This is a genomic window from Streptomyces sp. GS7 (genome assembly GCF_009834125.1).
Lineage (GTDB): Bacteria > Actinomycetota > Actinomycetes > Streptomycetales > Streptomycetaceae > Streptomyces.
Genome location: NZ_CP047146.1, coordinates 8,690,796 through 8,716,590, shown reverse-complemented (window position 1 = coordinate 8,716,590; position 25,795 = coordinate 8,690,796). Strand labels below are relative to the sequence as shown.

Sequence of the window (25,795 nt, the reverse complement as noted above, 5' to 3'; positions counted from 1 at the left end):
TCGGGCCGTGGCCGTCCGTGACGCGGGCCACAGGGCCAACGCAGGCGGCCCGGCACGGCACTTGACGCCGCCCTCCGGCGACCAGGGGCAACAGGGAGCGGAGCGGGGACAGAACGCAGAGCGGAACAGGGGGCAGAACTGAGACCGGACAACGACGAAGGTCCCGACCGGATTCCGGTCGGGACCTTCGTCTGCCCTGCTGGGCGAGTGCGGAGGATACGAGATTCGAACTCGTGAGGGGTTGCCCCCAACACGCTTTCCAAGCGTGCGCCCTAGGCCACTAGGCGAATCCTCCGCCGCAAACAATACAAGACGTCGGGCAGTGCTCGCGAACATGATCCGGAGGAGGAGGGTCGACGGGGAGGTGTGGTCGGGGGCCGGGTCGTTTCCAGGGGGTGGATCCGCTAGTGTGGAGCGCAGCCCCTCACGTGGCGCTATCTGACTGAACTCCCCCAGGGCCGGAAGGCAGCAAGGGTAGGTCGGCTCTGGCGGGTGCGTGGGGGGCGCTTGCGTTTGCGGACGGGGTCTCCCCTGTGCAGGGGAGGAGCCGGAGGTTCGGGGACGGGCCGGTTGTCGGTGGGGCCCGATATCGTCGTATGCGTGTCGTCCCTTGCGCTGTACCGCCGCTACCGCCCCGAGACCTTCGCCGAGGTCATCGGGCAAGAGCACGTGACCGATCCGCTGCAGCAGGCGTTGCGGAACAACCGCGTCAACCACGCCTATCTGTTCAGCGGGCCGCGCGGCTGCGGCAAGACGACGAGCGCGCGGATCCTGGCGCGGTGCCTGAACTGTGAGGAAGGTCCCACTCCCACGCCGTGCGGGAAGTGCCAGTCGTGTGTGGACCTGGCGCGGAACGGCCGGGGCTCGATCGATGTGATCGAGATCGACGCGGCGTCCCACGGCGGTGTCGACGACGCGCGTGAGCTGCGGGAGAAGGCGTTCTTCGGGCCGGCCGGCAGCCGGTACAAGATCTACATCATCGACGAGGCGCACATGGTGACCTCGGCGGGCTTCAACGCCCTGCTGAAGGTCGTCGAGGAGCCGCCGGAGCATCTGAAGTTCATCTTCGCGACGACCGAGCCGGAGAAGGTCATCGGGACGATCCGGTCGCGGACGCATCACTATCCGTTCCGGCTGGTGCCGCCGGGGACGCTGCGGGAGTACCTGGCGGAGGTGTGCGGGCGGGAGGACATCCCGGTCGAGGACGGGGTGCTGCCGCTGGTGGTGCGGGCCGGGGCCGGGTCGGTGCGTGACTCGATGTCGGTGATGGACCAGCTCCTCGCCGGTGCCGGCGCGGACGGTGTGACGTATGCCATGGCGACGGCGCTGCTGGGGTACACGGACGGGTCGCTGCTGGATTCCGTCGTGGAGGCGTTCGCCGCGGGGGACGGGGCGGCGGCCTTCGAGGTCGTCGACCGGGTCATCGAGGGGGGCAACGACCCGCGGCGGTTCGTGGCGGATCTGCTGGAGCGGCTGCGGGACCTGGTGATCCTGGCGGCGGTGCCGGACGCGGCGGAGAAGGGGCTGATCGACGCACCCGCCGATGTCGTGGAGCGGATGACGGCGCAGGCCGCGGTGTTCGGCCCAGGAGAGCTGAGCCGGGCCGCGGATCTGGTGAACGCGGGCCTGACGGAGATGCGCGGCGCGACCTCGCCGCGGCTCCAGCTGGAGCTGATCTGCGCGCGGGTGCTGCTGCCCGCGGCGTACGACGACGAACGATCGGTGCAGGCGCGGCTGGACCGCCTGGAGCGGGGCCTGGGCGCCGGCGCGGTGGCGCTGGGCGGTCCGGCCGGTCCCGGCGGCGGCCTCGGCGGTCCCGGTGGGGGCGGGCCCGTCGGTCCCGGTGGGGCGGTGCTGGAGTCCGGGGGCGGACCCGTGGCCGCGTATGCGCCGGGGCCGGAGGCGCATCCGCCGATGCCGGCCGAGCCGTCCGGTCCCGCCGCGGCGCGGGCCGCGGTGCGCGGGGCGGCGGGCGCGGGTGGTGGCGGCGGTGCCGATGCCGGTCTCGGGGCAGGTGCAGGGGCAGGTGCAGGGGCAGGTACTGCGGTCCCGCCGGCTGCCGCTCCGGGGACGGGTGCGGTGCCGGGTGGTGCGTACGACGGTGGGCAGGCGGCGCCCCAGGGCGGCCCCCAGGGTGGTCCGCAGGGCGGTGCTCCGGGTGGTCCGCAGAGTGGTTCGGCGGCCGGTGGGCGGCCCGGAGCCTGGCCCGGCGCCACGCAGCTGAGTGGTGGCGGTGCCGCGGGCGGGGCGCGGCAGCCCGGCAGCTGGCCGTCGGCCGTGGCGCCGGGGCAGGGAGGTCAGGGCGGTCAGGGAGGCGCGGGAAGCCAGGCGGCGTCCGGTGCTTCCGGGGCCGGTGGCTCCGGTGGGGCGTCCGTGCCGGGTGCGTCCGTGCCGGGTGCCGGGGCGGCGCCCGCGCCCGTGGGGCAGCAGGTTTCCGGCGGTGCGGCGCAGGGGGCCGCGCAGGTGCGGCAGATGTGGCCGCAGATCCTGGACGCGGTGAAGGACCGGCGGCGGTTCACCTGGATCCTGCTGAGCCAGAACGCCCAGGTCTCCGGGTTCGACGGGACGACGCTCCAGATCGGCTTCCCCAACGCCGGGGCCCGGGACAGCTTCGCGAACGGCGGCAGCGAGGAGGTCCTCAAGGACGTGCTGGCCGAGCGGTTCCAGCTCCAGTGGCGGGTCGAGGCGATCGTCGATCCGTCGGGTGGTGCCAGTCCGCCGGCCGGCGGTGCCCGCGGCGGCGGGGGCGGCTTCGGCGGTGCCCCGGCCGCGCCGCAGCAGGCGGCCCCGCAGCCGGCTCCCCAGCCGAGCGCCCCGGCGTCCGAGGCCCCCGGCGGGCAGTACGGGCCGGGCGGTGGCGGAAGCCAGGGCGCGCGGATGGCACGGGAGGCGGTGGCCCCGTCGGCGTCCGCGGGCGGTGGCCAGGGCGGGCCTCCGGTGGAGCCTTCGTACAGCGCGCCGGAGCCGCCGATGGCGATCGAGTACGACATGCCGGCCGAGGACGATCCGGATCTCGTCGACTCGGCGCTCAGCGGTCATGAGCTGATCGTGCGCGAGCTCGGCGCGACGGTCGTCGAGGAGTTCAACAACGAGTGACGCACAGTCACAGGTGAGGGGGAGCGGCAGCGGTGGGTGATCGCGAAGTTTCGCTTCGTACGGGCATATTCGGCCGCATATGACGCGCGGATGACCCGTGTTCGACCGGTCTGCCCGGAGTCGTTGAGGCGCGGGGAGGGCGGGTGTGCGGGAGCTGGGAGGGAGATCCGTGCTCCTCCCTGCGGCGTAGGGCGCGGGGCCCGGGAAACACGTAGGCTCGGGCTACCGCACCAATCGTTGTCGTATGGCAGGAGTCACGTCGTGATCCCCGGTGGTCAGCCCAATATGCAGCAGCTGCTTCAGCAGGCCCAGAAGATGCAGCAGGACCTCGCAGCCGCCCAGCAGGAGCTGGCGGAGACGCCCGTGGAGGGCTCCGCGGGCGGCGGTCTGGTCAAGGCGACGGTGACGGGCTCCGGTGAGCTCCAGGCGCTGGTGATCGACCCGAAGGCGGTCGACACCGACTCCGCGGAGGACACCGCCGAGACCATCGCCGATCTCGTCCTCGCGGCGGTCCGGGACGCCAACGCCAGCGCACAGAAGCTCCAGCAGCAGAAGCTCGGCCCGCTCGCCCAGGGGCTGGGCGGCGGCGGCATCCCCGGCCTCCCCTTCTGAGGAGCAGCCAACTAGCGTACGCAGCACGGCAGAAGAGGGAGAAGACGTTCCGTGTATGAAGGCGTGGTCCAGGATCTGATCGACGAGTTGGGCAGGCTGCCCGGCGTCGGTCCCAAGAGCGCGCAGCGGATCGCCTTCCACATCCTTCAGGCCGAGCCGACCGATGTCCGCCGGCTCGCGAACGCGCTGATGGAGGTCAAGGCGAAGGTCCGGTTCTGCTCCGTGTGCGGCAATGTCGCGCAGGAGGAGCAGTGCCGGGTCTGCCTGGACCCGCGGCGCGATCCGGCGGTCATCTGCGTCGTGGAGGAGCCCAAGGACGTCGTGGCGATCGAGCGGACGCGGGAGTTCCGCGGCCGGTACCACGTCCTCGGCGGGGCGATCAGCCCGATCGAGGGCGTCGGCCCCGACGACCTGCGGATACGGGAACTGCTGGCCAGGCTCGCGGACGGCGCGGTCACCGAGCTGATCCTGGCCACCGACCCGAATCTGGAGGGCGAGGCCACGGCCACGTACCTGGCCCGCATGATCAAGCCGATGGGCCTCACAGTGACGCGACTGGCCAGCGGACTGCCGGTCGGAGGCGATCTGGAGTATGCCGACGAGGTCACGCTCGGGCGGGCCTTCGAAGGGAGGAGACTTCTCGATGTCTGATGCCACGCTGCACAACACGACACAGAACCCGGACGACTTCGCCGTATCGATCTCCGACTCGATCGAGAGTTTCATCGTTGCGGTGACCGAGGTCGCCAAGGGCGACGAGCCGGACAGCGCGGTGCCCTTCCTGCTGCTGGAGATCTCCCAGCTGCTGCTCACCGGCGGCCGGCTGGGGGCCCATGAGGACATCGTTCCCGACGAGCGGTACGAACCGGACACCGGCCCGGAGCCGGACGTGGACGAGCTGCGCGAGCGGTTCGCACGGCTGCTGGACCCGGTCGACGTGTACTCCGAGGTCTTCGACCCGTATGTGCCGCGCAGCGAGCCGGTGGCCTCGCGGCTCTCCGACGACCTCGCCGACGTCATCACCGACCTGCGGCACGGCCTCGCGCACTACCGCGAGGGCCGGGTCACCGAGGCGCTGTGGTGGTGGCAGTTCTCCTACCTCTCCAACTGGGGCCCGACCGCCTCGGCCGCGCTGCGCGCCCTCCAGTCGCTGGTCGCCCACGTACGCCTCGACCAGCCGCTGGACGCGCTGGACGGCCTGGACACCGACAGCGACGCCAACGGGGACGAGGAGCGGCTGGCCGAGGAGGCCGGCAAGGTCATGGCGGAGGAGATCGCCGCACCGCTGGGGCTGCGCGGGGTGTGAGGGCAGGGTGACCGCCGGTCTCCGGTCGGTGCGCGGGGTGTGACCTGGGTTACGTTCCCGTGTGTCCGGGTGTGGAGCGGGCAGGTGCTCGCCGAGCCGGTGCGACGGTGCACCGCGCGGAGCCGCCGAGGGACGCGGCGTTCACGGTGCTCACCGAGGCGTGATGTCGGTGGGCGGGATGATCGGGATGGTCACAGCGTGGTCTGCGTCTCACCATGTGGTGGTAGCGGGGCGTATGCCGCCCGCTCGTTAGACTGAGCCGACCGCAGTACCCCCGTTTCCGGGGGTCCGGGAGGGACTCCCTCCCGCAGAGACAGTTGCGAGGAGCGCACGTGGGCCTTGTCGTGCAGAAGTACGGCGGCTCATCCGTTGCGGATGCCGAGGGCATCAAGCGCGTTGCCAAGCGAGTCGTCGAAGCCAAGAAGAACGGCCACCAGGTGGTCGTCGTGGTTTCGGCGATGGGCGACACGACGGACGAGCTGATCGATCTCGCTCAGGAGGTGTCCCCGATTCCGTCGGGGCGCGAGTTCGACATGCTGCTGACCGCCGGAGAGCGGATCTCCATGGCCCTGCTGGCGATGGCGATCAAAAACCTCGGCCACGAGGCGCAGTCCTTCACCGGCAGCCAGGCAGGTGTCATCACCGACTCCGTGCACAACAAGGCACGGATCATCGATGTCACGCCGGGCCGTATCCGGGACTCGGTCGACGAGGGCAACATCGCCATCGTCGCCGGCTTCCAGGGCGTGTCCCAGGACAAGAAGGACATCACGACGCTGGGGCGGGGTGGCTCGGACACCACCGCCGTGGCGCTGGCCGCCGCCCTTGACGCCGAGGTCTGTGAGATCTACACCGATGTGGACGGTGTCTTCACCGCCGACCCGCGGGTCGTGAAGAAGGCCCGGAAGATCGACCAGATCTCCTTCGAGGACATGCTGGAGCTGGCCAGCTCCGGCTCCAAGGTGCTGCTGCACCGCTGCGTCGAGTACGCACGCCGTTACAACATCCCGATCCACGTCCGCTCGTCCTTCTCGGGGCTGAAGGGCACGTGGGTCAGCAACGAACCGCAAGGGGACAGGCCGATGGAGCAGGCAATCATCTCGGGCGTCGCGCACGACACCTCCGAGGCGAAGGTCACGGTCGTCGGGGTCCCGGACAAGCCGGGTGAGGCCGCGCGCATCTTCCGCGCCATCGCGGACTCCGAGGTCAACATCGACATGGTCGTCCAGAACGTGTCGGCGGCCACCACCGGGCTGACGGACATCTCCTTCACGCTGCCGAAGGACGAGGGCCGCAAGGCCATCGCGGCGCTGGAGAAGACCCGTGCCGCGGTCGGCTTCGACTCGCTCCGCTACGACGACCAGATCGCCAAGATCTCGCTGGTCGGCGCGGGCATGAAGACCAACCCGGGCGTCACCGCGACGTTCTTCGAGGCGCTGTCCAACGCGGGCGTGAACATCGAGCTCATCTCGACCTCCGAGATCCGCATCTCGGTCGTCACCCGCGCCGATGACGTCAAGGAGGCGGTGCAGGCCGTGCACAGCGCCTTCGGACTCGACACCGAGAGCGACGAAGCCGTCGTCTATGGCGGCACCGGACGATGATTCCGGCCGAGGCGGGCCGCCCGTCCTTCGCTGATGCGGCGAGGGCGGGGGCCCGTGCGGCCGCCAAGCCGGATCTCGCCGTCGTCGGTGCCACCGGCGCCGTCGGCGCGGTCCTGCTCGGGATCCTTTCCGAGCGGGCCGACGTCTGGGGTGAGATCCGGCTGATCGCTTCTCCCCGCTCGGCCGGCCGCAAGCTGACCGTGCGGGGTGAAGAGGTCGAGGTCGTCGGACTGAGCGAGGACGCCTTCGAGGGCATCGACGTCGCGATGTTCGACGTGCCCGACGAGGTCGCCGCGCAGTGGGTGCCGGTCGCGGTGTCCAAGGGCGCGGTCGCGGTGGACAGTTCGGGCGCGTTCCGGATGGACCCGGAGGTGCCGCTGGTGGTGCCCGAGGTCAATGCGTGCGCGGCCCGGATGAGGCCGCGCGGCATCATCGCCAATCCGAACTGCACCACCCTCTCGATGATCGTCGCGCTGGGCGCGCTGCACGCCGAGTACGGGCTGAGCGAGCTGATCGTCTCCTCGTACCAGGCCGCGACGGGGGTCGGGCAGGCCGGCGCCGAGACGCTGCGGGCACAGCTCGCGGCGGTGTCCGGTACGGACCTGGGCACCACGCCGGGCGATGTGCGGCGGGCGGTCGGCGACACCCTGGGGCCGTTCCCGGCGCCGCTCGCGCTCAACGTCGTGCCGTGGGCTGGCTCGCTCCAGGAGGACGGCTGGTCCTCGGAGGAGCTGCGGATCCGCAACGAGTCCCGCAAGATCCTGGGGCTGCCGGACCTTCCGGTCACCGCGACCTGCGTACGGGTCCCGGTGATCACCACGCATTCGCTGGCCGTGCACGCGCGGTTCGAGAACGAGGTCACGGTCGCGGGCGCCCACGAGATACTGGCGGCGGCCCCCGGCGTCGTGCTGAGCGACGACCCGGCGGAGGGCGAGTACCCGACGCCGGCGGATGTGGTGGGGACGGATCCCACCTGGGTGGGCCGGGTGCGGCGGTCGCTGGACGATCCGCGGGTGCTGGAGCTGTTCGTGTGCGGGGACAACCTGCGCAAGGGGGCGGCGCTGAACACGGCGCAGATCGGGGAGCTGGTGGCGGCCGAGCTGGCGGCCGGGGAACCGCGGGCGTAGGGGATGGCCGGTGGGCCGGCGCGGTCGCCGGGCCCGTTGTCCCACGTCGGCCGGACCCGGGACGGGAGTTGGCCGGATGCGGTGTCGTGGCTCAGGACGCCTGGGACATAATTTGTACGTCGTGTGAAGATTTTGTGCGCTGGGCGCTGGTCCGGACCGCTTGAACTGGGCTGATGTCCTGTTCGATCATTCGCTTCCTCGGGTGCTGCAACCGTCGGCCCGTGGGGGGCGTCTCTCCGGCCACCTGCGGGTGGTGCGAAGTGTCCGCGGGTTGTTCCAGGGTCCTGGGTGGCGGGGCGAATACGTCGGGACGATTGGGACATTGGGGAAGAGCTGGTACGCATGAGGGCATTTAACGCATCGTCACAAGCGATGCCTTGCGCGTACAACCCTTTTGGGGGGAAGCGTGTCCAACAGGCGTGGCAGAGGTACTCGGTTTCACCATCGCTCCGGCGGGTGCGGCAGGCGCGGCAGTGCGCCCGCAGCTCCCGCGGGTGTCCGGGGGCATGCCGGTGATCGCCCCCTGGCCCGCCGCGCGCCCCGCGCAGCTTCCTTCTCAGCGTGGGGACACTGACGACGCGATGGCAGCGGGCACCACAGTCGACCACCTCACCGAGACGTATCGCGCGCACTACCGCTCGCTTCTCGGCCTGGCCGCGCTGCTCCTCGACGACACCGCCTCCTGCGAGGACGTCGTCCAGGAAGCCTTCATCCGCGTGCACTCCGCGCGCGGTCGGGTCCGCGACCCCGAGAAAACCCTGGCGTACCTGCGGCAGACCGTCGTCAACCTCTCGCGCTCCGCACTGCGCCGCCGCATCCTCGGGCTCAAGCTGCTGTCCAAGCCGATGCCCGACATGGCGAGCGCCGAGGAGGGCGCGTACGACCTCCTGGAGCGCGACCAGTTGATCCAGGCCATGCGCGGACTGCAGCGCCGCCAGCGCGAGGTACTGGTGCTGCGCTACTTCGCCGATATGACGGAAGCCCAGGTCGCGCAGACGCTGGGCATATCCCTCGGCTCCGTCAAGGCGTACGGGTCGCGCGGTATCGCGGCGCTCCGCGTCGCTATGGAGGCTCCGGCGTGAGTGGAGCAGGAGCCGGGCGCGGTACCGAGCCCGGTAGCACGGACGAGACCGGCCGGGCGGCCGGGAGCGGTGGTGCGCACAGAAACGGCGGTGCGGGCGAGAGCGGCGGCGCGTACGAGAGCGGTGCCGCGTATGAGTGTGGTGCCGCGTATGAGTGTGGCGGCGCGTACGAGAGCGGTGGGGCCGAGCAGGGCGGTCGTGCCGAGCTGGGCGGTCGTGCCGAGCTGGGCGGTGTTGTGGGTGAGGGGGATGGGTCCTCTTCCGGCTCCGGTTCTGGCTCTGGCTCCGGTTCTGGCTCGGGTTTCGACTTCGACTTCGGCTCCGGTTTCGGTTTTGACTTGGGTTCCGGCTCAGGTTCCGGCTCAGGCTCTGCTGACGGGGCTGGTGGTTCGGCCGGCGGTGGCGTCGGCGGTGGGGGCCTCGGTGGACGTGGCCTCGGTGGTGGGGACTTCGGTGGCGAGGGCCTTGGCGGCGAGGACGAGCTGAGACGGTTGTTGCGGTCCCGCGTCGCCGATCTGGAGCCTGCGCCGGACGCGTTGGAGGAGCTGCGGCGCGCGGTCCCGGCCCGTCGTCAGCGGCGGCGGCACGCCCTCGTGGGCGCGGTCGCGGTGCTGCTGCTCGGCGGTACGGCGATCCCGGCGATGGTCCGTGTCGCCGACTTCGGCGACGGCTCCGGGGACCGTTCCACCAACACCGCCAGCAGCCGGCGCGCCGATCACGACACCGCGGGTACACGCGGCGAAGGCCCCGCACAGGCCAGTGCGCGGCCGACCGGCAGCGACGGCCGGAGGCCCGGCAGCGGCCGGACCGCGGCCACGGGGGACCAGGGCGCCGTGACGCCCGGTACGGGCGAGGCCGCCGGCGTCGGTACGCCCGCCCCCGACACGACCATGGACGTCACCTCGCCGGCCTGTGGACGCGACCAGCTCGGCCGGGGGACCAGCACGGTCGGTCCGGCGGACTCCGCGGGGCGGGTCTACGGCGCGTTCCGGGTGGTCAACACGTCCGGTACCGCCTGTTCGGTGCAGGGCGGCGGGACCGTCGAGCTGACCCCGCAGGGTTCCACGAAGTCGGACAAGGTCCATCTCGTCGACCACACGACGGGCGACGACGCCACCGGGCTGCCGGATCCGGCCACGACCCCTGACCAGCTGGTGCTCAAGCCGGGGCAGGCGTACGAGGTCAAGTTCGCCTGGATCCCGGCGGCGGGCGGCGGCAAGACCGGCTGCGTCACGCCGAGACCGTCGCCGACCCCCGACCCGTCCAAGGGGCCCGCGGCGTCCCCGGGCGCCGCCGCGCCGGCCCCCGACGGAGCCGGCGGCGGCCAGGTGGGCAGCGGAGAGAGTTCCGGGGACAAGGGGCCGGCGGCCGGCGGTGTGCTCCTCAGCCACACTCCGGAGTCCGGCGAACCGGTCGCGGCGGACGCCAAGATCGCGGACGCCTGCGCGGGGACGGTGTACCGCACGGCGCCGCTGGCGGCGTCGTAGCGGGGGCTGACTCGGGGGACTCGGGCTGTTCCGGGGGACTGGGGCTGCTTCGTGGCGCCGCTCTGTGGTGGGGGTTGCGGGCGCGTGCGGCGGCTGTCGGTTGCCGGCCGCAGGCTGTGTCGGTCGTCCGTCGTCGGCCGCTGACCATCGGTTGTCGGTTGTCGGTTCTCGGTTGATCGCTGATCGCTGATCGCTGATCGCTGATCGCTGATCGCTGATGGCTGGTCTCTGTTCGCTGGCGGCCGTCATTGGCCGGTCGTCATCGGTGCAGGTCCAGGGGCCCGGAGTCGCGGCGGGGAGGGGGCGGTGCCGCCGCGCGGTGCGGGACCCGTACCGTTGGTGGGGTGTACCGGTTCCTGCTGACCCCGCGGTGGTGGGGAATCAACGTCTTCGCCGTGCTGGCGATCCCCTTCTGCATCTTCATGGGCAGCTGGCAGCTGAGCCGCTTCGACGCCCGGGTCGCCACGCACCAGCAGCAGGAGAACCGATCCGCCCAGGCCAAGACCGCGGCCGCCCGTCCGCTGGACAGCCTGCTGCCCGTCAACCAGGTCACCTCCGGCCGCCAGGCCAGCGCCCGCGGCCAGTACGACAACGCGCACCAACTGCTCGTACCGGGCCGCACGTTGAAGGGCAAGAACGGTGACCAGCAGGGCTTCTACGTTCTGACCCTGCTGCGTACGGACAGCGGCAAGGCCCTCCCGGTCGTACGGGGGTGGCTGCCCGGCGACGCGAGTGTGCCGGCCGATACGGCGAAAGTGCCCGCGCCGCCCAAGGGAGAGGTGACGGTCACCGGCGCGCTGCAGGCGTCCGAGAACCAGGGCACGGACGGGGTGCAGGCCGGCGGCGGTCTGCCGCAGGGGCAGCTCGGCATGATCAGTGCGGCCTCGCTGGTCAACATCGTGCCGTACGGGGTCTACGACGCCTGGATCACGCTCACCGATCCGACGGCCCCGCTGCACGCCGTCCCGCCGGCCGCCGCGGAGGGCAGCGGCCTGGACATGAAGGCGTTCCAGAACCTCGGCTACACCGGCGAGTGGTTCGTCTTCGCGGGGTTCGTCGTCTTCATGTGGTTCCGCCTCGTACGCCGTGAGGCCGAAGCCGCCAAGGACGCGGCCCTCGGCATCCTTCCGGAGGAACCGGCGGGCACCGCGGCGACCCCGGAGGCTTCATCGAACACCGCGGCGCCCCCGGAGGCTTCGTCGAACCGGAAGCCTGCGTCGAACCGGGAGGCTGTGTCGCACCCGGAGGCTGCGGTGACCCCGGGAGCTGCGGCGAACTCGGAGGCTGCGACGGGCGCAGCCCCCGCCCCGGCCGCGGACGCCGAGGCCGATGGGGGCGGGGACGGGGACGGGAAGAAGACCGTGGCCCGTGCCTGAGCCCGTGGCCCGTGCCTGAGCCCGTGGCCCGTGCCTGAGCCCGTGGCCTCACTGACCACTGGGGCCTGACTGATCACTGCGGCCTGGCTGCTGCTGGGGCGAGGCCGATCTCGGGGCGGCTTGGGCCCTGGGGGGCCTCCCCCCCCGCCCCCTCCCCCCGCCCCGCCCCTCCCCCGCTCGGTTCTACTCCTTCGGCTTCATGTGCCTCCGTGCGAAGTCGAGTTCCAGGCGGACCTGCTTGATGCGCTCTTCCACCACCAGGGAGCCGTGGCCCGCGTCGTAGCGGTAGACCTCGTGGGGGTGGCCGCGGCCCTCCAGGCGCTGGACGTAGTTCTCGACCTGCTGGATCGGGCAGCGGGGGTCGTTGACGCCGGCGGAGATGTAGACGGGGGCGCGGACCGCGTCGACGTACGTCAGCGGGGAGGACGCCTCGAAGCGCTCGGGGACCTCTTCCGGGGTGCCGCCCAGGAGTGTGCGGTCCATGGCCTTGAGGGCTTCCATCTCGTCGTTGTAGGCCGTGACGTAGTCCGCCACCGGGACCGCGGCCAGGCCCACCGCCCAGGCGTCCGGCTGGGTGCCCAGGCCCAGCAGCGTCAGATAGCCGCCCCAGGAGCCGCCCGCGAGCACCAGCCGCTCCGGGTCCGCGAGGCCGGAGGCGACCGCCCACTCGCGCACCGCGGCGATGTCCTCCAGCTCGATCAGCCCGACGCGGTGCTTGAGCGCGTCCGTCCAGGCGCGGCCGTAGCCGGTCGAGCCGCGGTAGTTGACGCGGACGACGGCGAAGCCGTGGTCGACCCAGGCGGCCGGTGAGGAGGCGAAGGCGTCGCTGTCGTGCCAGGTCGGGCCGCCGTGGATGTCGAAGACGGTCGGGAAGGGGCCCTTGCCGGGGGGCTGCTGCACCAGGGCGTGGATACGGCCGCCGGGCCCGTCCACCCAGGCGTCGGTCACCGGGACCGATCCGGGGGCCTTCATGCCGGGCGGGTCCAGGACCACGGTGCCGCTCGTCGACCGGACCTCCGAGGGCTGGGCCGCGGACGACCAGAGGAACTCGACAGTGCCGTCCGGTCGGGCCGTCGCGCCGGAGACCGTGCCGGCGGGGGTCTCGACCCGGGTCAGCGCGGGCCCGCCGGTCCGGGTGCCGCCGTCCGCGGTGCCCGGTGCGCCCAGGTCGTAGCGCCACAGCTCGCTGCGGGCCTGGTATTCGTGCTCGATCAGCAGTGCCGATCCGTCCGGATACCAGTCCGCGCCCACGTCGCCGGGCAGGTCGATCTCCAGGGCGGTCTCCACGCCCGTCAGCGGGTCCCAGATCATCGGCTCCCAGCGGCCCCGTCGCTGGTGTCCCACCAGGAGCCGGCTGTCACCGTCCACCGGTGCGAACCCCATCACCGACAGGCCCAGTTCCTCGGTGCCGCCATGGGTGTCGTCCAGCTCGGCGACGGTCGAACCGTCCGGGCGGACGACGCGGAGGGCGGAGTGCATCGCATCGGCGTGCTCGGTGTGCTCCACGGCGATCAGCGAACCGTCGTGGGAGAGGTCGCCGACGCCGGCCGATTCGCGGTGGCGGTAGATCTCCACCGGCGGCTCCCCGGGCCGTACGAGGTGGACCGTCGAGCCGTCCTCGTCCGTGGAGCGGCCGATGACGGCGGTGCCGTCGTGGCCGATGGCCAGACCGCCCGGATACGAGGGGGCGAGCCCCGGCGCGGCCGGTTCGTCCGCGCCGCCCGCGAACGGCTGCCGCATCCACACGCCGAACTCGTCCCCGTCGGTGTCGGAGAACCACCAGATCCACTCGCCGTCCGGCGACAGCGTCCCGTCCGTCGTGCCGTGCGGGCGGTCGGTGGCCTGCCGCTGGCCGCCGGTCGCGCGGTCCCAGGCGTACAGCTCGAAGGTGCCGGTGGCGTTCGAGACGAACAGGGAGCGGTCCGGGGCGTACTCGGCCCACTCCGGCAGCCCGATCCGCGGGGCGCGGAAGCGCTTCTCCCACTCCGGCAGGTCGGCGGCCGGGCCGGTCGAGCCGTCAGCTGCGCCGCCGGCGCCGCCCGGAGCCTTGGCCGCGGGGGTGGCGGCGGAATCGGGGGCGGGCGGGGGCGGATCGGCGGGGGTGCGGCCGGGGCCTGTGGTCTCGTCAGTCATGGGGCCATTCTGCGCCCGCCGCGGAAAATGCGTTGGCGGGGCCGACAGGCTGTGGATAACTTCGCGCTATGCGACAACACACGCCCGATGACTGGCGCGAGGTGAACCGCGCGAGGTGGGACGAGCGGGTGCCTCTCCACATCGCGAGCGATTTCTACGACCAGGACGCATTCCGGCGGACCCGGGACGTCATTCGCGACTTCGAGGCCGCGGAGGTCGGTGACGTCACGGGCCGGAGCCTGCTCCATCTCCAGTGCCACTTCGGCCAGGACACGCTGTCGTGGGCGCATCGCGGAGCAGGCCGCGTCGTCGGTCTGGACTTCTCCGCTCCGGCCGTCGAGGCGGCCCGCGAACTGGCGGCCGAGTTCGGCTACGGCCCGGACCGCGCGTCGTTCGTGGCCGCCGATGTCCATGACGCCGCGGAAGCCGTCCCCGACGCCGCCTACGACATCGTGTACACGGGCATCGGCTCGGTGAACTGGCTTCCGGACCTGGTCCGGTGGGCCGAGACCGCCGCGTCGCTGGTCGCCCCCGGTGGTTTTCTCTACCTCGCCGAATTCCACCCGCTGTGCGATGTGCTGGACGACAGGACCGGATCGCAGGTCGTCCATGACTACTTCCGCCGTGAGGCGTGGGACGAGGACGCTCCCGGCAGCTACACGGACTTCGGTGCGGTGACGGTCCACAACAGGAGCGTCGAATGGCAGCATTCGCTCGGGGACGTCGTCAGCGCGGTGGCGGGTTCCGGACTGCGTATCGAATTCCTGCATGAGCACGACATGACGATGTTTCAGCGGTTCGGCGAACTGCGGCGGGGCGACGACGGGTTCTACCGGTTTCCGGAGGACCGGCCCCGTATCCCGCTGATGTACTCGCTGAAGGCGATCAAACCGCCCGAAGCGCCAAGCTGACCAAAGCGGCCAAGCAGACCTGACGCGGTGTGCGATGCGGCCTCCGACGTGGTCTGCGGTCGGCCGCCAACCTGGTCCGTGATGTGGCCTCCGGCACGGTCTGCGCCGGTGGGGTGCGCTGCGCGGTGCTGCCCGCGATCTGCCCCCGGGGTCACCGGAATTGCTCCGGTGCCCGCCGGTTACTGTGGTGGACGCCCGGTCGGTTTTGTCCGGTCGGCGTCAGCGTGGCAGGGCCGTCAGCAGGGCAGGACGGCGTCGGCCCCGCGGGACCGGCCACGCCGACGGGCGCTCCAGACAACACTTCGGGCGACGGCTCCGAAGGACGACTTCACGGGGGTTCATGTGCGTGTGCGCAGAGGGACGGTCGGTGCCGCGGGGGTGAGCGTGCTCATGCTGCTGGCCGCGGGGTGCGGCGGCGCGTCCGGCGGGAAGGCGGCACCGGGGGCGTCGCCCGCCGTCGTACCCGCCAAGCCGCTCCCGATGGAGTCCGCGGCCCGTGCGGGCACCTGGACCGACACCGACCACAAGCCGCACGCGCTGCAACTCAAGCCCACCCGCCTGGCCCGCGGCGACCAGTCCGACCTCGCGCACATCCGGCTGGACGACGGCCTCAAGGGGAAGGTGCCGTACTACCTCACCTTCTCCTACACCAACACCGGCAAGGACACCGTGAAGGGGCTGTACCCGGAGCGGAACTTCTCGGTCACAGGGGCGGACGGCCAGGCCGGCGAGCAGGTCTCGCTGTTCCGGACCAACCCGTTGGCCACCGACTCCGGGCTGCCGCCCGAGTGCCGGGAGCCGGGGAAGACGCAGCTGGCCGCCGGTGAGACCACGGCCGAGTGCCTGATCTTCATGCTGTCCAAGGGGCAGAAGCCGGCGAACGTCTCCTACAAGGACGACGGCGGAGACACCCTGCTGTGGCAGATCGGCGGCACCCAGGGGGGCGCGGCCGGTGTGCTGCCCGCCAACAAGCCCGCCGACGCGGCCACGACGGACAGCGAACGCCATACGGTCACGGTCCTGGCCACCCCGAAGAGCGTCCGCGCCGGGTCCCTCGACGATCTCAGCCGCTTCGACCTGCACGCGGACCAGAAGAAGCTCATCCCGTACTACGTGACGGTGGAGTACAAGAACACCGGCAAGTACGACCTGCTGCCGAGCATGAACGACAGCCTGACGCTGACCACCGTCAGCGGGCAGCAGGCGCGGAAGTTGATCCTGCTGGACATCGGCGGCCCCGGGGTGACCCAGTGCCCCGAGGCCACCCCCGACAAGATGGTGAAGCCGGGGGCCTCGGTGACCGAGTGCACCATCCACATGCTGCCGAAGGGCGATCCGCCGGCCTCGCTGACCTTCCAGGGGAACGGGGACGGCGCCCAGCCGGTCACCTGGCGGGCGACCCCGGACGGCGCGAAGTAGCAGAAGCAGCGGCGAAGTAGGAGAAGTGGCAGAGGGGCCCGCGGGGTGGAGCGCGGGCCCCTCCGTTCCGCCGGCTCCTCCGTCGGCTTCCTTCGCGACGCCTCCGCTGCCCCTTCGCTAACCCTCCGCGCCCCGCCTGGCCAGCAGCGGTCCGATGTCCGGGGCGTGGCCGACCACCGCGTGGAACGCCTCCATCGGGTCGACGCTGTTGCCCCTGCCGAGCAGTTCGCGGCGGAAGATCTCGCCGCTCTCGCGGACCGTCCGGCCGTTCTCCCGGAACCAGCGCACCGTGTCCGCGTCCAGTACTTCCGCCCAGCGGTAGCCGTAGTAGCCGGCCGCGTAGCCGCCGCCGAAGACATGGGCGAAGTAGCCGGTCCGGTAGCGCGGCGGGATGGCGGGCCGGGCCAGGCCGTGGCGCTCCAGCGCGGCGGCCTCGAACGCCGCGGTGCCGTCCTTGTCCGGCAGTTCGGCGGCGGGGAGGGTGTGCCAGGACCAGTCCAGCAGTGCGGCGGCCAGGTGCTCCACGCTGTCGAAGCCCTCGCCGAACCGTTCCGCCTCGCGCAGCTTGGCCGGCAGCTCGGGCGGCATCGGCTCGCCGGTGCGGTGGTGCCGGGCGTAATGGGCGAGGACCTCGGGCCACTCCGCCCACATCTCGTTGACCTGCGACGGGAATTCGACGAAGTCGCGCGGCACCTTGGTGCCCGCCAGCAGTGGATAGCGGACGTCGGAGAACAGCCCGTGCAGCGCGTGCCCGAACTCGTGGAAGAGCGTGATGACTTCGGGCCAGGTCAGGAGTACGGGGTCGCCGGCCGGCGGCTTGGGGATGTTCAGGTTGTTGACGACCACGGAGCGCTGGTCCAGCAGCCGGGACTGGAGCACCAGCTCGTTCATCCAGGCGCCGCCCCGCTTGGACTCCCGGGCGTGGAAGTCGCCGATGTAGAGGCCGACGGGGCTGCCGTCGGCGTTGTGCACCTCGAAGACCCGGGCGTCCGGGTGGTACGCCACCAGGTCGGGGCGCTCGCTGAAGGTGACACCGTAGACCAGGGTGGCGGCGTGGAAGACGCCGTCGTGCAGGACCCTCTCCAGCTCCAGATAGGGGCGCAGCGCCGCGGCGTCGAGGTCGAACCGCTCCTTTCGGACCCGCTCGGCGTAGTACTGCCAGTCGGCCGCGCGGACCTCCGCCACGCCCGCCGCCTCGGCCAGCGCGGCGCCCTCGCGCTCGGCGTGGGCGAGGGCCGGGCCGGTCAGCCTGCCCAGCATCTCCTCGACGGCGCCGGCCGTACCGGCGGTCTGGTCGGCGACCTGCCAGGCGGCGTGGTGCGGATAGCCCAGCAGCGCGGCGCGCTCGGCGCGCAGCGTGACCACGGCGACGGCGAGCGGGCCGTTGCTGGTGAGGCCGCGCTCCAGGGAGGCGGTGAGCAGCCGCTCGCGCAGCGCCGGGTCCTCCAAGAAGGCGAGCTGGGGCGGGTTGGTGAAGTTGCGCAGGCCGAGCACGTAGTGGCCGTCGTGTCCGAGATCCCGGGCGCTCTGCGCCGCGGCGGCGATGTCGTCCTTCGATAGCCCGGCCAGCTCCTCGGCGCGCTCCACCACCAGCGCGGCCGCCGCGGTGTCGACCCGCAGGTTCCTCCCGAACTCGGTGCACAGGGCGGCGATCTCGGCGTTCAACTCCCTCAGCCGGGCCTGCTGTTCGGGTGCCAGCCGCGCCCCGGCGCGGACCCGCAGGGCGTGGTGGCGCTCCAGCAGCCGCCGCTGCTCACCGTCCAGCCCCAGGTGGTCGCGCTGCTCATGGAGCGTCTCCAGCCGGGCGAACAGGGCGGGGTCGAGGAGTACGGCGTCCTCATGGGCGGACAGCCGCGGGACGATCTCGGCCTCAAGCGCCTGTGTCGCGTCATCGGTGTCCGCATGCGTCTTGTTGAAGAACACCCGCGACACCCGCAACAGCACCGCGCCGCTGCGTTCCAGCGCCTCCACGGTGTTCTCGAACGTCGGGGGCGCGTCGCTGCCCCCGATGGCGGCGACCTCGGCCAGCTGGTCGGCCATACCGCGTTCGAAGGCGGGCAGGAAGTGCTCGTGCCGGATACGGGCGAACGGCGGGAGTTCATAGGGCAGTTCACTCGGCGTGAAGAAAGGGTTCGGCATCAGCGGGGCCGCGTCGGTGGCCGTCGGCGCGGGTACTGCGGAAGCCGGTGGGGAACTCTTCGCAGAAGTCATGACACGCGACACTACGCGGGGGAGCGGGGGCCGGTCCGGCGGTTGTGCACGGCGGTCGGCGACGCATCGCGGGACGCCATGGGGACCCCACCGCGATCACCGCGACAACCGCGACCACCGCGATCACCGCGACCACGGGGACGGAACGGCCGGACCGAACCCGCGGGCCGGGACGGGGCGCCGTCCGTTGCGGCCACCGGGCGCGCCCCGGGGGCAGTACGCCTACGCCTCCGCCCCGGGGCAGTACGGCCCCGGTGTCCGCCTGTCCCCTCCGATGGCGCGCAGCAGCGGCACCTGCGTCGCGAGGACGAACACGCAGAAGAGCGTGATGGGCAGCAGCCCCACCGGGCGCAGCAGCAATGCCGGATCCCGGTGTACCTGCGGCCAGTTGACGATCCAGTTCGCGGCGGCGTCCAGCACCATGACGCCGCCCGCCAGCAGCACGCCGGCCGGCCGCACCCGCCCCACCAGCACGACGAGCAGCGGGTCGAGGACGAGCAGGCAGGCGAAGAACACCCGCAGCGGGAGCGGGGCGAAGGGCGCGTAGCCGTGGATCCCGCCGCGCGCCAGATCGACGATGTGCCAGCACGCTCCCTGGAAGAAGCCGATCCCGTACACCGCGAGCGCTCCGCGCGCCCACGGTGGCTGCTGCCGCCACCGTTCGCGTAACCCAGGTCTCACCGGGCCAACTTACGGCATGCGGCCGCCGGTTGGGGCCGTCAGGCCGGGGGGCGGTCCTCCGGCGGGAGCAGGGTGGCGAGTCCGTCGAGGAGCCATTCCAGGACCTGCTCGAAGGACTGGGGCTCCGGGGCGAGGCGCTGGGGATCGGTGGCCCAGCTGATGAAGTGGGGGTGCTTGCCCGCTGCCGCGATGCGTTCGAGATAGGGGGCCGCGGCGGCCTCCAGGTCGCTGTCGGAGTGGAGTCCGACCCGGGCACGCATGGCCTGCTCCTCCAGCAGCGCGAGCCCGGAACCCAGGACGTGGCCGAGCGCGGTGTTGATGAACCCCATGCGGGTGGTCGCGTCGAGTCCGAGCGGTTCGAGCTCGGCGAGCGCGGTGTCGTAGACGTGGAGGGCGTTGGGGCCCATGGGGGGACGGCTGAAGGCGAGGCGCGCGAACCAGGGGTGGCGCTGCACCGCGTCCCAGCCGGTGCGGCCGAGTCCCTGGAGCGCATGCCGCCAGCCGTGTCCCTGCGGCACGCTGATCTGGCCGTAGACCTGGTCGGTCATGAGATCGACCAGGCCGTCCTTGCTACCGACGTAGCGGTACAGGGCCATGGGGCTGCGTACGCCCAGCCGTGCGGCGAGCGCCCGCATGGTGATCTCGCCGGGCACCTGGTCGTCGGCCAGCTCCACCGCGGCGTTCACGATGCGCTCGCGGCTGAGCTGCTCGGTGGCGCGCGGGGGTGTGGGCTCGTCGAACCACACCAGCCCGCCAGGAACGGTCCGGCGCTCGGAAGAAGTCATGGTGGACTCACTCTAACGTTGGTGTACGTTGTCCACCATGAGTGGACAACGTACACAGACTTCTGAGGTGCTCGTGGTGGGCGGCGGACTGGTCGGCCTCACCACCGCGTTGGTGCTGCGCCACCACGGGGTGGCGGTGACGGTGGTGGAGAAGCGCTCGACCACCTCGCCGCAGCCCAAGGCCCGCCGTTTCCACATACGCAGCATGGAGATCTTCCGGGAACTCGGACTGGCCGAGCTGGTCCACCACGCGGCACGCGATCTCGCCGGCCACGACCGGATGGCCGCGGGACGGACGCTCGCCGAGGCCGAGCAACTGCCGCCGTGGCAACCGGCCGGCCCGAACGGGGGCTTCGCCGACGTCAGCCCGGCGGCCGCCTGCCTGATCGCCCAGGACGTGCTGGAACCGGTGCTGCGCGAGGCCGCGGTCGAAGCCGGGGCCGCGGTGCGCTTCGACACCGAGCTCGTCGCCTTCGAGCAGCACGACGACGAGGTGGCCGCCGACCTCCTCGACCGCGGCGACGGAGGCCGCTCGCGACTGCGGGCGCGCTATCTGGTCGCCGCCGACGGCGCCCGCAGCCCCATACGCCAGGCACTGGGCATCGCCCGCTCGGGCCGCGGCACCCTGGGCGACCCGAGCGTGAACGTCTACTTCCACGCCGATCTCGGCGAGATCGTCCGGGGCCGGGAGTTCAACCTCTGCCAGATCGAGCACCCCGACGCGCCCGGCGCACTGGCATCGGTCGACGGCCGGCGCCGCTGGGTGTTCATGGGCAGCGGCAGCGCCACCGACCGGGACTGGCCCGCCCTGCTCCGCGCCGCCCTCGGCGTGCCCGTCCCGGACCTCGAAGTCCGCAGCGTCCTGCCGTGGCAGGCCGAGATGCTCGTCGCCGACCGCTACACCGCCGGCCGCGTCCACCTGGCCGGCGACGCCGCACACGTCATGCCGCCCTTCGCCGCCAGCGGCGCCAACACCGGCATCGCCGACGCGCACAACCTGGGCTGGAAACTCGCCGCGGTCCTCCGCGGCCACGCGGCACCGGCGCTGCTGGACAGCTACGACGCGGAACGCCGCCCGGCCGGCTGGTTCGCCGCCGACCAGTCAAGTCGCCGCACCCTGAACCTCCGTGACTGGGCGTCGGCTCCCGATCCGGCACTCGCCCACCCCTTCGTACTGACCGCGGGCGGCTTCCAGTACACCGAGGGAGCCCTCTGCAACGACCCGGAGAGGACCGACGACCCCGAACCGATCACCGAATTCAGCCCCGCCGGCCGGGTCGGCACCCGCATTCCCCACCGCTGGCTCGACCGGGCCCGCACCCGGTCGACACTCGACCTCGCCGGACCCGGCTGGGCCCTGCTGACCGGCAGCCGCACCCCGCACCCCACGACCGGACACCCCGGCCTCGCCGTGCACCGCCTCGACGTGGACTTCCTGCCCGCCGGACAGTCCCTGCTCATCAGGCCGGACCACATCATCGCCTGGCGGGGCACGGACTCCGCCGCGGCCACCGAGGCGTTCACCGCGCTGCTGAACGGCCGCAACGGTGCGCCCGAGTTCGCCGGAACCTAGGGCCCGTCCGACGGGCCAGGGCCGGAAAGGCCCTGGCCCACGGCGCGAAGGCACCCACCGGGCGAGCGGCAACGCACCGCGGACCGCAGCCGGCACCACCTCCCGACCGCGAGGGCCGGGGCAGGCGCCCCAAGGCCCGGTACACACGTCAGGGGCCCGCCCCGCCTTCGCGGATCAGGCCCCTGACCAGGTGGCGCCCCTTCGCCCACGGAACGGACCTACGCCCACCACCTCCCCGACCCGAACTCCCGGCCGCAAGCTCACTCCCGGCCGCAAGCCCACTCCCCGCCGCGAGGCCATGCCCTGCCGCGAGGCCATGCCCTGCCGCGAGGACATCCCCCCGCGAGGTCATTCGACGAAGAAGGACCAGAACGGGATCGTGGCGTACCGATGGTCCTCGGGCGTGGGCACGGGCCGGCCGAACTCGTGGTGGAAGTAGTCGACCAGATCGGTGCCGTAGTAAATGATGTCCGTCTGGTGCATCGACAACACCGGCGTACCCGTGCGGTGCGGATCGGCCAGCAGGTACCGGTGCGAGTAGACCGGCGCCATGACCGGGACCTCGGCCAGGTAGGCGCGAGCCGCTTCCAGGGCTTCCTTCGTGCCCGCCGGCCGCGGACTCCAGTCCGGATGCCAGAAGCGGTTGTGCTCGACGTCGAACAGCACTCCCTCCACCGGCCAGGCCAGCCGCTCCGCCAGGTCCTCCGGGTCGCCGTCCCGCCAATCAGGCCAGCTGCGGCTCCCCGTCGGCAGCCCGGCACCCAGCAGCGTCCGGTGCTCCGGAGCGAAACGGAAGCACCACCGCTCCTCGACGCGATCGAGTTCCCGATCACTCATGCCCCGCTCGATCTCGACCCGCTCCGGGAGCAGGGCAAGCAACGCCTCGGCGTCTTCAGGGGTCAGCGGGTTCTCGGGGCTGATCGCGGTCATGTACGGCACGGTAGGACACCCGAGGGCCGGTACGCAGGGAGATTTCGCCGGGACCCCGGCTCGGGAAGCCCGGATGACGCGGACCGGGAACCGGCCGGCCCGCGGTGGAACCATGCCCGCCGCGTGAGCTGCGCCACGGCCCCGAGGGGTGCTGTCCGCGGCGACCCGCAGGCCCGGAGGGGTTCCCCACCTCATCCTGTCGCGAGGGAGGACGGCTCCGGCGCTGCGGCCACGGTGCGTGCCGACTTCCTCCGGGTGCCCCGGATCTCGCCGTTCAAGCGCTCGGAGCGGTTGCCCTGAGCCCAAGTGGCAAGGGGTCGGGAACTCCACAGGGGTTCGCCCCGACTACTGGAGCGGGTGGCGGAGGTTCGTCCGCCGCCGCCGAGTGGATCGTGGAGGGTTTCGATGCGTTCTCGTGTGTGGGGCGGTACGGCGGTCGTCGTGCTCGGCGGCCTGCTGGCGGCAGGTTGCGGCGGCGGGGTGAAGGACGCGTCGGGCGGGGGCACCGGGAAGGCGGGGGAGTCCGCTTCCGGTGGCTACCCGGTGTCCGTCGCCGACTGCATGGGCGCCAAGACCACCTTCTCCGAGGCCCCGAAGAAGATCGTCACCAGCAACGCCTCCAGCCTGGAGTTGCTGCTCCGCCTCGGCGCCGGGGACAAGGTGATCGGCACCGGCTTCCCTCCGGGCAAGGGCACCCTGCCCGGCGCGCTGGACGCGCAGGCGCAGAAGGTCGACGTGCTCGGCCGGAGCGTGATCCCGAAGGAGAAGCTCCTCGGCTCCGGCGCCGACCTGTACATCGACACGTTCGCGGCCATGGGGGGCATGGGCGGCGGAGGGATGGGCGATGTGCCGACCGAGGAGGAGTTCAAGGCGGCCGGGATCAGGCACATCTACCTGAAGTCCACCGCCTGCGCGGCGCGGAGCAAGAGCCCGGTGACGGACCTGTCGGCGGTCGAGGCCGACATCACCTCGCTCGGCGCGGTCACCGGCACGAGCGCCAAGGCGAAGGAACTCGTCGCGGGGATGAAGGAGAAGGTGGGCGCTGTGCAGAAGGCGGTCGGTGGTACGGAGGAGAGCAAGCGGCCGACGTACTTCTTCTTCGACTACGAGGCCGGTACCAAGCAGCCCACCGTCATCTGCAACCGCCAGGTCGCCAACGCGGTGATCACCCTGGCCGGAGCCCGCAACGTCTTCGCCGACTGCGACGGTGACCGCAAGCAGGTCGGCTGGGAGGACGTGATCGCCAAGAACCCGGACTGGATCCAGCTCGGGGTACGCAACCGGGGCAGCGAGGCGGCGAACAAGAAGGCGTTCGACGAGGCGCAGCAGTGGCTGGAGACCAATCCGGCCACCAAGGGCCTGAAGGCGGTCCAGGAAGGCCACTTCCTGCGCATCGGCTCCGAGCAGACCACCATCGCCGGGGTCGGGAACGCCGACACGGTCGAGGCGATCGCCAAGACCCTCTACCCGGGCAAGGTCGGCTAGTCGTGCTCTCCACGCTGTCCGCGTCCCGCCGCAAGGCCACGGACGGGAGCCGGGGCGACGCGAGCCGGGACGACGGGAGCCGGGGCGCGCGCAGTCTGCGCGCCGGACCGCTGGCGCTGGTTCTCGGCGTGGCACTCCTCGTCGCGCTGACGGCCGCGGTTGCCTGGGGGTCGACGTCCATCCCGCCCGGCGAGGTGTGGAGCGTGGTGGGGCGGCGGCTGGCCGGTGAGGGCCCGCGCCCCGGTACGGACGACCTGATCGTGTGGCAGCTGCGGGTCCCGCGTGCGCTGCTGGCCGCGCTCGTGGGTGCCGGGCTCGGCCTCGTCGGTACGGCGGTGCAGGCGCTGGTGCGCAACCCGCTGGCCGACCCGTACATGCTGGGCATCTGCAACGGGGCGTCGCTCGGTGCGGTCGCCGCCATCGTCCTCGGTCTCGGCGCGGGCGGGGCGCTGGGCCTGGGGCTGTCCGGCGCGGCCTTCGTAGGCGCGCTGGCCACGTTCGCCCTGGTGTGGGTCATCGCCCGGCGGGGCGGGGGATTCGCGCCGCTGCGGCTGGTGCTGGCCGGGGTGGCGATCGGCCAGTTCCTGTCCGGCTTCACCAGCTATCTGGTGTTGCAGGCCGGGGACGAACAGCAGACCCGCAGTGTGCTGTTCTGGCTCATGGGCAGCCTGAGCGGCGCGAGTTGGCCGCTGCTGGCGGTGCCCGCCGTCGTGGTTCCGGCCGCCCTGCTGTGGCTGCAGGCGCGCGCCCGGGGGCTGAACGCCCTGCTGATGGGTGACGAGACGGCGGCCGGGCTCGGCGTCAACGTCACCCGGCTGCGCCGGGAGCTGTTCGCGGTGACCAGCGTGGTGACCGGCGTCCTGGTGGCGGTGTCCGGCGCGATCGCCTTCGTCGGCCTGATGGTGCCGCACGCCTGCCGCCTGGTCGTCGGCGGCGACCACCGCCGCCTGCTGCCGCTCTCGGCGCTGTTCGGGGCGCTGCTGCTGGTGGTGGTCGACATCGTCTGCCGTACGGCGATGGCCTCGCAGGAGCTGCCGGTCGGCGTGGTCACCTCGCTCATCGGGGCTCCGGCCCTGCTGTATCTGCTGGACCGGCGACTGTGGAGCGGCAGTTGAGAATCGAGATCGAAGACCTGCACGTCGCCTACGCCGGCCGTACGGTCGTGTCGGGCGCCCGTCTGGTGGCGGCCGAGGGCGAGATCACCGGCCTGGTCGGGCCGAACGGCAGCGGCAAGTCCACGCTCCTGCGCACCGTCTACCGGCATCTGAAGCCCACGGCGGGACGGGTGCTGCTGGCGGGCACCGACCTGCGCGAGCTGTCCGCGGTCCGGTCGGCGCGGCATGTGGCGGCGCTGCCGCAGGAGCGGGGCGGCGACTTCGAGCTGACCGTGCGCGAGGTGGTCGCGATGGGGCGCACGCCGTACAAGCGGGCCTTCGCGGGCGATGACGCCGCCGACCGGGAGATCATCGCCCGTGCCCTCGCCGACGTCGGGATGGAGGCGGCGGCCGGGCGCCGGTTCACGACCCTGTCCGGCGGCGAACGCCAACGTGTCCTGCTGGCCCGCGCGTTCGCCCAGAACCCCGACGTCCTGGTGCTGGACGAGCCGACCAACCACCTCGACATCCGCCATCAGGTCGAACTGCTCGCCCTGCTGCGCACCCAGCGCCGTACGACACTGGTGTCGCTGCACGACCTCAACGCCGCCGCGGCGGTGTGCGACCGGCTGCACGTCCTGAGCGCCGGAGCCGTGGTCGCCTCCGGGCCACCGCGCGATGTCCTCACTCCCGCCCTGCTGGCCGAGGTGTTCGGCGTGCGGGCGGCCGTGGTCGACCATCCGCTCACCGGTGATCCGCTGATCGCTTTCGATCACCAGGCGCCGGTCGGCACGGGGACGGACGCGGCGGTGGAGGTACGCACCGTTCGCACCGGCGGATGAACGAGGCCGGGCAGGAGGGCGGGGGGCTTCCGGTTGCGTAC

General features: G+C 72.1%; 20 protein-coding genes, 1 tRNA gene and 1 other RNA gene. 16 read left to right on the top strand and 6 right to left on the bottom strand.

What is annotated here, in order from left to right:
• Nucleotides 1-210: 210 nt before the first annotated feature.
• Nucleotides 211-295: transfer RNA gene (locus GR130_RS37965), tRNA-Ser, on the bottom strand.
• 120 nt (nt 296-415) lie between these two features.
• On the opposite strand from GR130_RS37965, the gene ffs reads away from it, so the two are divergent.
• From ffs to GR130_RS37915, 10 genes are all read left to right on the top strand, one after another.
• Nucleotides 416-514: signal recognition particle sRNA small type (gene ffs / locus GR130_RS37960), an RNA gene on the top strand.
• 86 nt (nt 515-600) lie between these two features.
• A complete protein-coding gene (locus GR130_RS37955) occupies nt 601-3,096 on the top strand; it encodes a DNA polymerase III subunit gamma and tau (protein ID WP_159509024.1) in 2,496 nt (831 codons plus the stop codon).
• Between the two features lie 261 nt (nt 3,097-3,357).
• Entirely contained in the window at nt 3,358-3,708 is a 351-nt protein-coding gene (locus tag GR130_RS37950; protein WP_078893978.1) for a YbaB/EbfC family nucleoid-associated protein, read from the top strand.
• A 51-nt stretch (nt 3,709-3,759) separates the two neighbouring features.
• On the top strand, nt 3,760-4,359 hold the full coding sequence (gene recR / locus GR130_RS37945; protein ID WP_159509022.1) for a recombination mediator RecR: 600 nt from the start codon (nt 3,760-3,762) through the stop codon (nt 4,357-4,359).
• Complete coding sequence (locus GR130_RS37940; protein ID WP_159509020.1) at nt 4,352-5,014, top strand: DUF5063 domain-containing protein; 663 nt, start codon at nt 4,352-4,354, stop codon at nt 5,012-5,014. Before recR ends, GR130_RS37940 begins: the two co-directional genes overlap by 8 nt.
• A gap of 332 nt (nt 5,015-5,346) precedes the next feature.
• Nucleotides 5,347-6,618, top strand: coding sequence for an aspartate kinase (locus GR130_RS37935; RefSeq protein ID WP_159509018.1), 1,272 nt, complete (start codon nt 5,347-5,349; stop codon nt 6,616-6,618).
• Nucleotides 6,615-7,745, top strand: a complete 1,131-nt coding sequence (locus GR130_RS37930; protein ID WP_159509016.1) for an aspartate-semialdehyde dehydrogenase — start codon at nt 6,615-6,617, stop codon at nt 7,743-7,745. The genes GR130_RS37935 and GR130_RS37930 overlap by 4 nt, the downstream gene beginning before the upstream one ends.
• 506 nt (nt 7,746-8,251) lie before the next feature.
• Nucleotides 8,252-8,827 (top strand): SigE family RNA polymerase sigma factor, encoded by a 576-nt coding sequence (locus tag GR130_RS37925; RefSeq protein WP_201305259.1) that lies wholly within the window; start codon nt 8,252-8,254, stop codon nt 8,825-8,827.
• A 491-nt stretch (nt 8,828-9,318) separates the two neighbouring features.
• The gene (locus GR130_RS37920) at nt 9,319-10,314 is read left to right on the top strand and encodes a hypothetical protein (protein ID WP_236573850.1); all 996 of its coding nucleotides are present in this window, start codon (nt 9,319-9,321) and stop codon (nt 10,312-10,314) included.
• Nucleotides 10,315-10,658: 344 nt separating this feature from the next.
• Nucleotides 10,659-11,690 (top strand): SURF1 family protein, encoded by a 1,032-nt coding sequence (locus tag GR130_RS37915; protein WP_236573849.1) that lies wholly within the window; start codon nt 10,659-10,661, stop codon nt 11,688-11,690.
• Between the two features lie 183 nt (nt 11,691-11,873).
• On the opposite strand, the gene GR130_RS37910 is transcribed toward GR130_RS37915, so the two are convergent.
• The gene (locus GR130_RS37910; protein ID WP_236573848.1) at nt 11,874-13,823 is read right to left on the bottom strand and encodes a S9 family peptidase; all 1,950 of its coding nucleotides are present in this window, start codon (nt 13,821-13,823) and stop codon (nt 11,874-11,876) included.
• A 68-nt stretch (nt 13,824-13,891) separates the two neighbouring features.
• Between GR130_RS37910 and GR130_RS37905 the strand changes: the two genes are divergently transcribed.
• The gene (locus GR130_RS37905; RefSeq protein ID WP_159509014.1) at nt 13,892-14,734 is read left to right on the top strand and encodes a class I SAM-dependent methyltransferase; all 843 of its coding nucleotides are present in this window, start codon (nt 13,892-13,894) and stop codon (nt 14,732-14,734) included.
• Between the two features lie 378 nt (nt 14,735-15,112).
• Complete coding sequence (locus GR130_RS37900) at nt 15,113-16,153, top strand: hypothetical protein (protein ID WP_159509012.1); 1,041 nt, start codon at nt 15,113-15,115, stop codon at nt 16,151-16,153.
• 117 nt (nt 16,154-16,270) lie between these two features.
• Here the strand turns inward: GR130_RS37900 and GR130_RS37895 are convergent, their stop codons facing one another.
• The 3 genes from GR130_RS37895 to GR130_RS37885 all read right to left on the bottom strand — a co-directional run bounded on the left by GR130_RS37895 (nt 16,271) and on the right by GR130_RS37885 (nt 19,830).
• On the bottom strand, nt 16,271-18,364 hold the full coding sequence (locus GR130_RS37895; RefSeq protein WP_443043740.1) for a M3 family metallopeptidase: 2,094 nt from the start codon (nt 18,362-18,364) through the stop codon (nt 16,271-16,273).
• A gap of 222 nt (nt 18,365-18,586) precedes the next feature.
• Entirely contained in the window at nt 18,587-19,045 is a 459-nt protein-coding gene (locus GR130_RS37890) for a hypothetical protein (RefSeq protein WP_159509010.1), read from the bottom strand.
• A 38-nt stretch (nt 19,046-19,083) separates the two neighbouring features.
• Entirely contained in the window at nt 19,084-19,830 is a 747-nt protein-coding gene (locus GR130_RS37885; RefSeq protein ID WP_159509008.1) for a TetR/AcrR family transcriptional regulator, read from the bottom strand.
• 37 nt (nt 19,831-19,867) lie between these two features.
• Between GR130_RS37885 and GR130_RS37880 the strand changes: the two genes are divergently transcribed.
• Complete coding sequence (locus GR130_RS37880; RefSeq protein WP_236573847.1) at nt 19,868-21,403, top strand: FAD-dependent monooxygenase; 1,536 nt, start codon at nt 19,868-19,870, stop codon at nt 21,401-21,403.
• 348 nt (nt 21,404-21,751) lie between these two features.
• Here GR130_RS37880 and GR130_RS37875 read toward each other — a convergent pair whose 3' ends face one another.
• Nucleotides 21,752-22,333 carry a hypothetical protein gene (locus tag GR130_RS37875; protein WP_159509006.1) on the bottom strand — a complete coding sequence of 194 codons (582 nt, stop codon included), beginning with the start codon at nt 22,331-22,333 and terminating at the stop codon, nt 21,752-21,754.
• Between the two features lie 405 nt (nt 22,334-22,738).
• Between GR130_RS37875 and GR130_RS37870 the strand changes: the two genes are divergently transcribed.
• The 3 genes from GR130_RS37870 (at nt 22,739) to GR130_RS37860 (ending at nt 25,754) form a co-directional block, all read left to right on the top strand.
• Complete coding sequence (locus GR130_RS37870; protein WP_159509004.1) at nt 22,739-23,818, top strand: ABC transporter substrate-binding protein; 1,080 nt, start codon at nt 22,739-22,741, stop codon at nt 23,816-23,818.
• A 95-nt stretch (nt 23,819-23,913) separates the two neighbouring features.
• Nucleotides 23,914-24,933, top strand: a complete 1,020-nt coding sequence (locus GR130_RS37865) for a FecCD family ABC transporter permease (protein ID WP_236574076.1) — start codon at nt 23,914-23,916, stop codon at nt 24,931-24,933.
• The gene (locus tag GR130_RS37860) at nt 24,930-25,754 is read left to right on the top strand and encodes an ABC transporter ATP-binding protein (RefSeq protein WP_159509000.1); all 825 of its coding nucleotides are present in this window, start codon (nt 24,930-24,932) and stop codon (nt 25,752-25,754) included. Before GR130_RS37865 ends, GR130_RS37860 begins: the two co-directional genes overlap by 4 nt.
• Nucleotides 25,755-25,795: the final 41 nt, after the last annotated feature.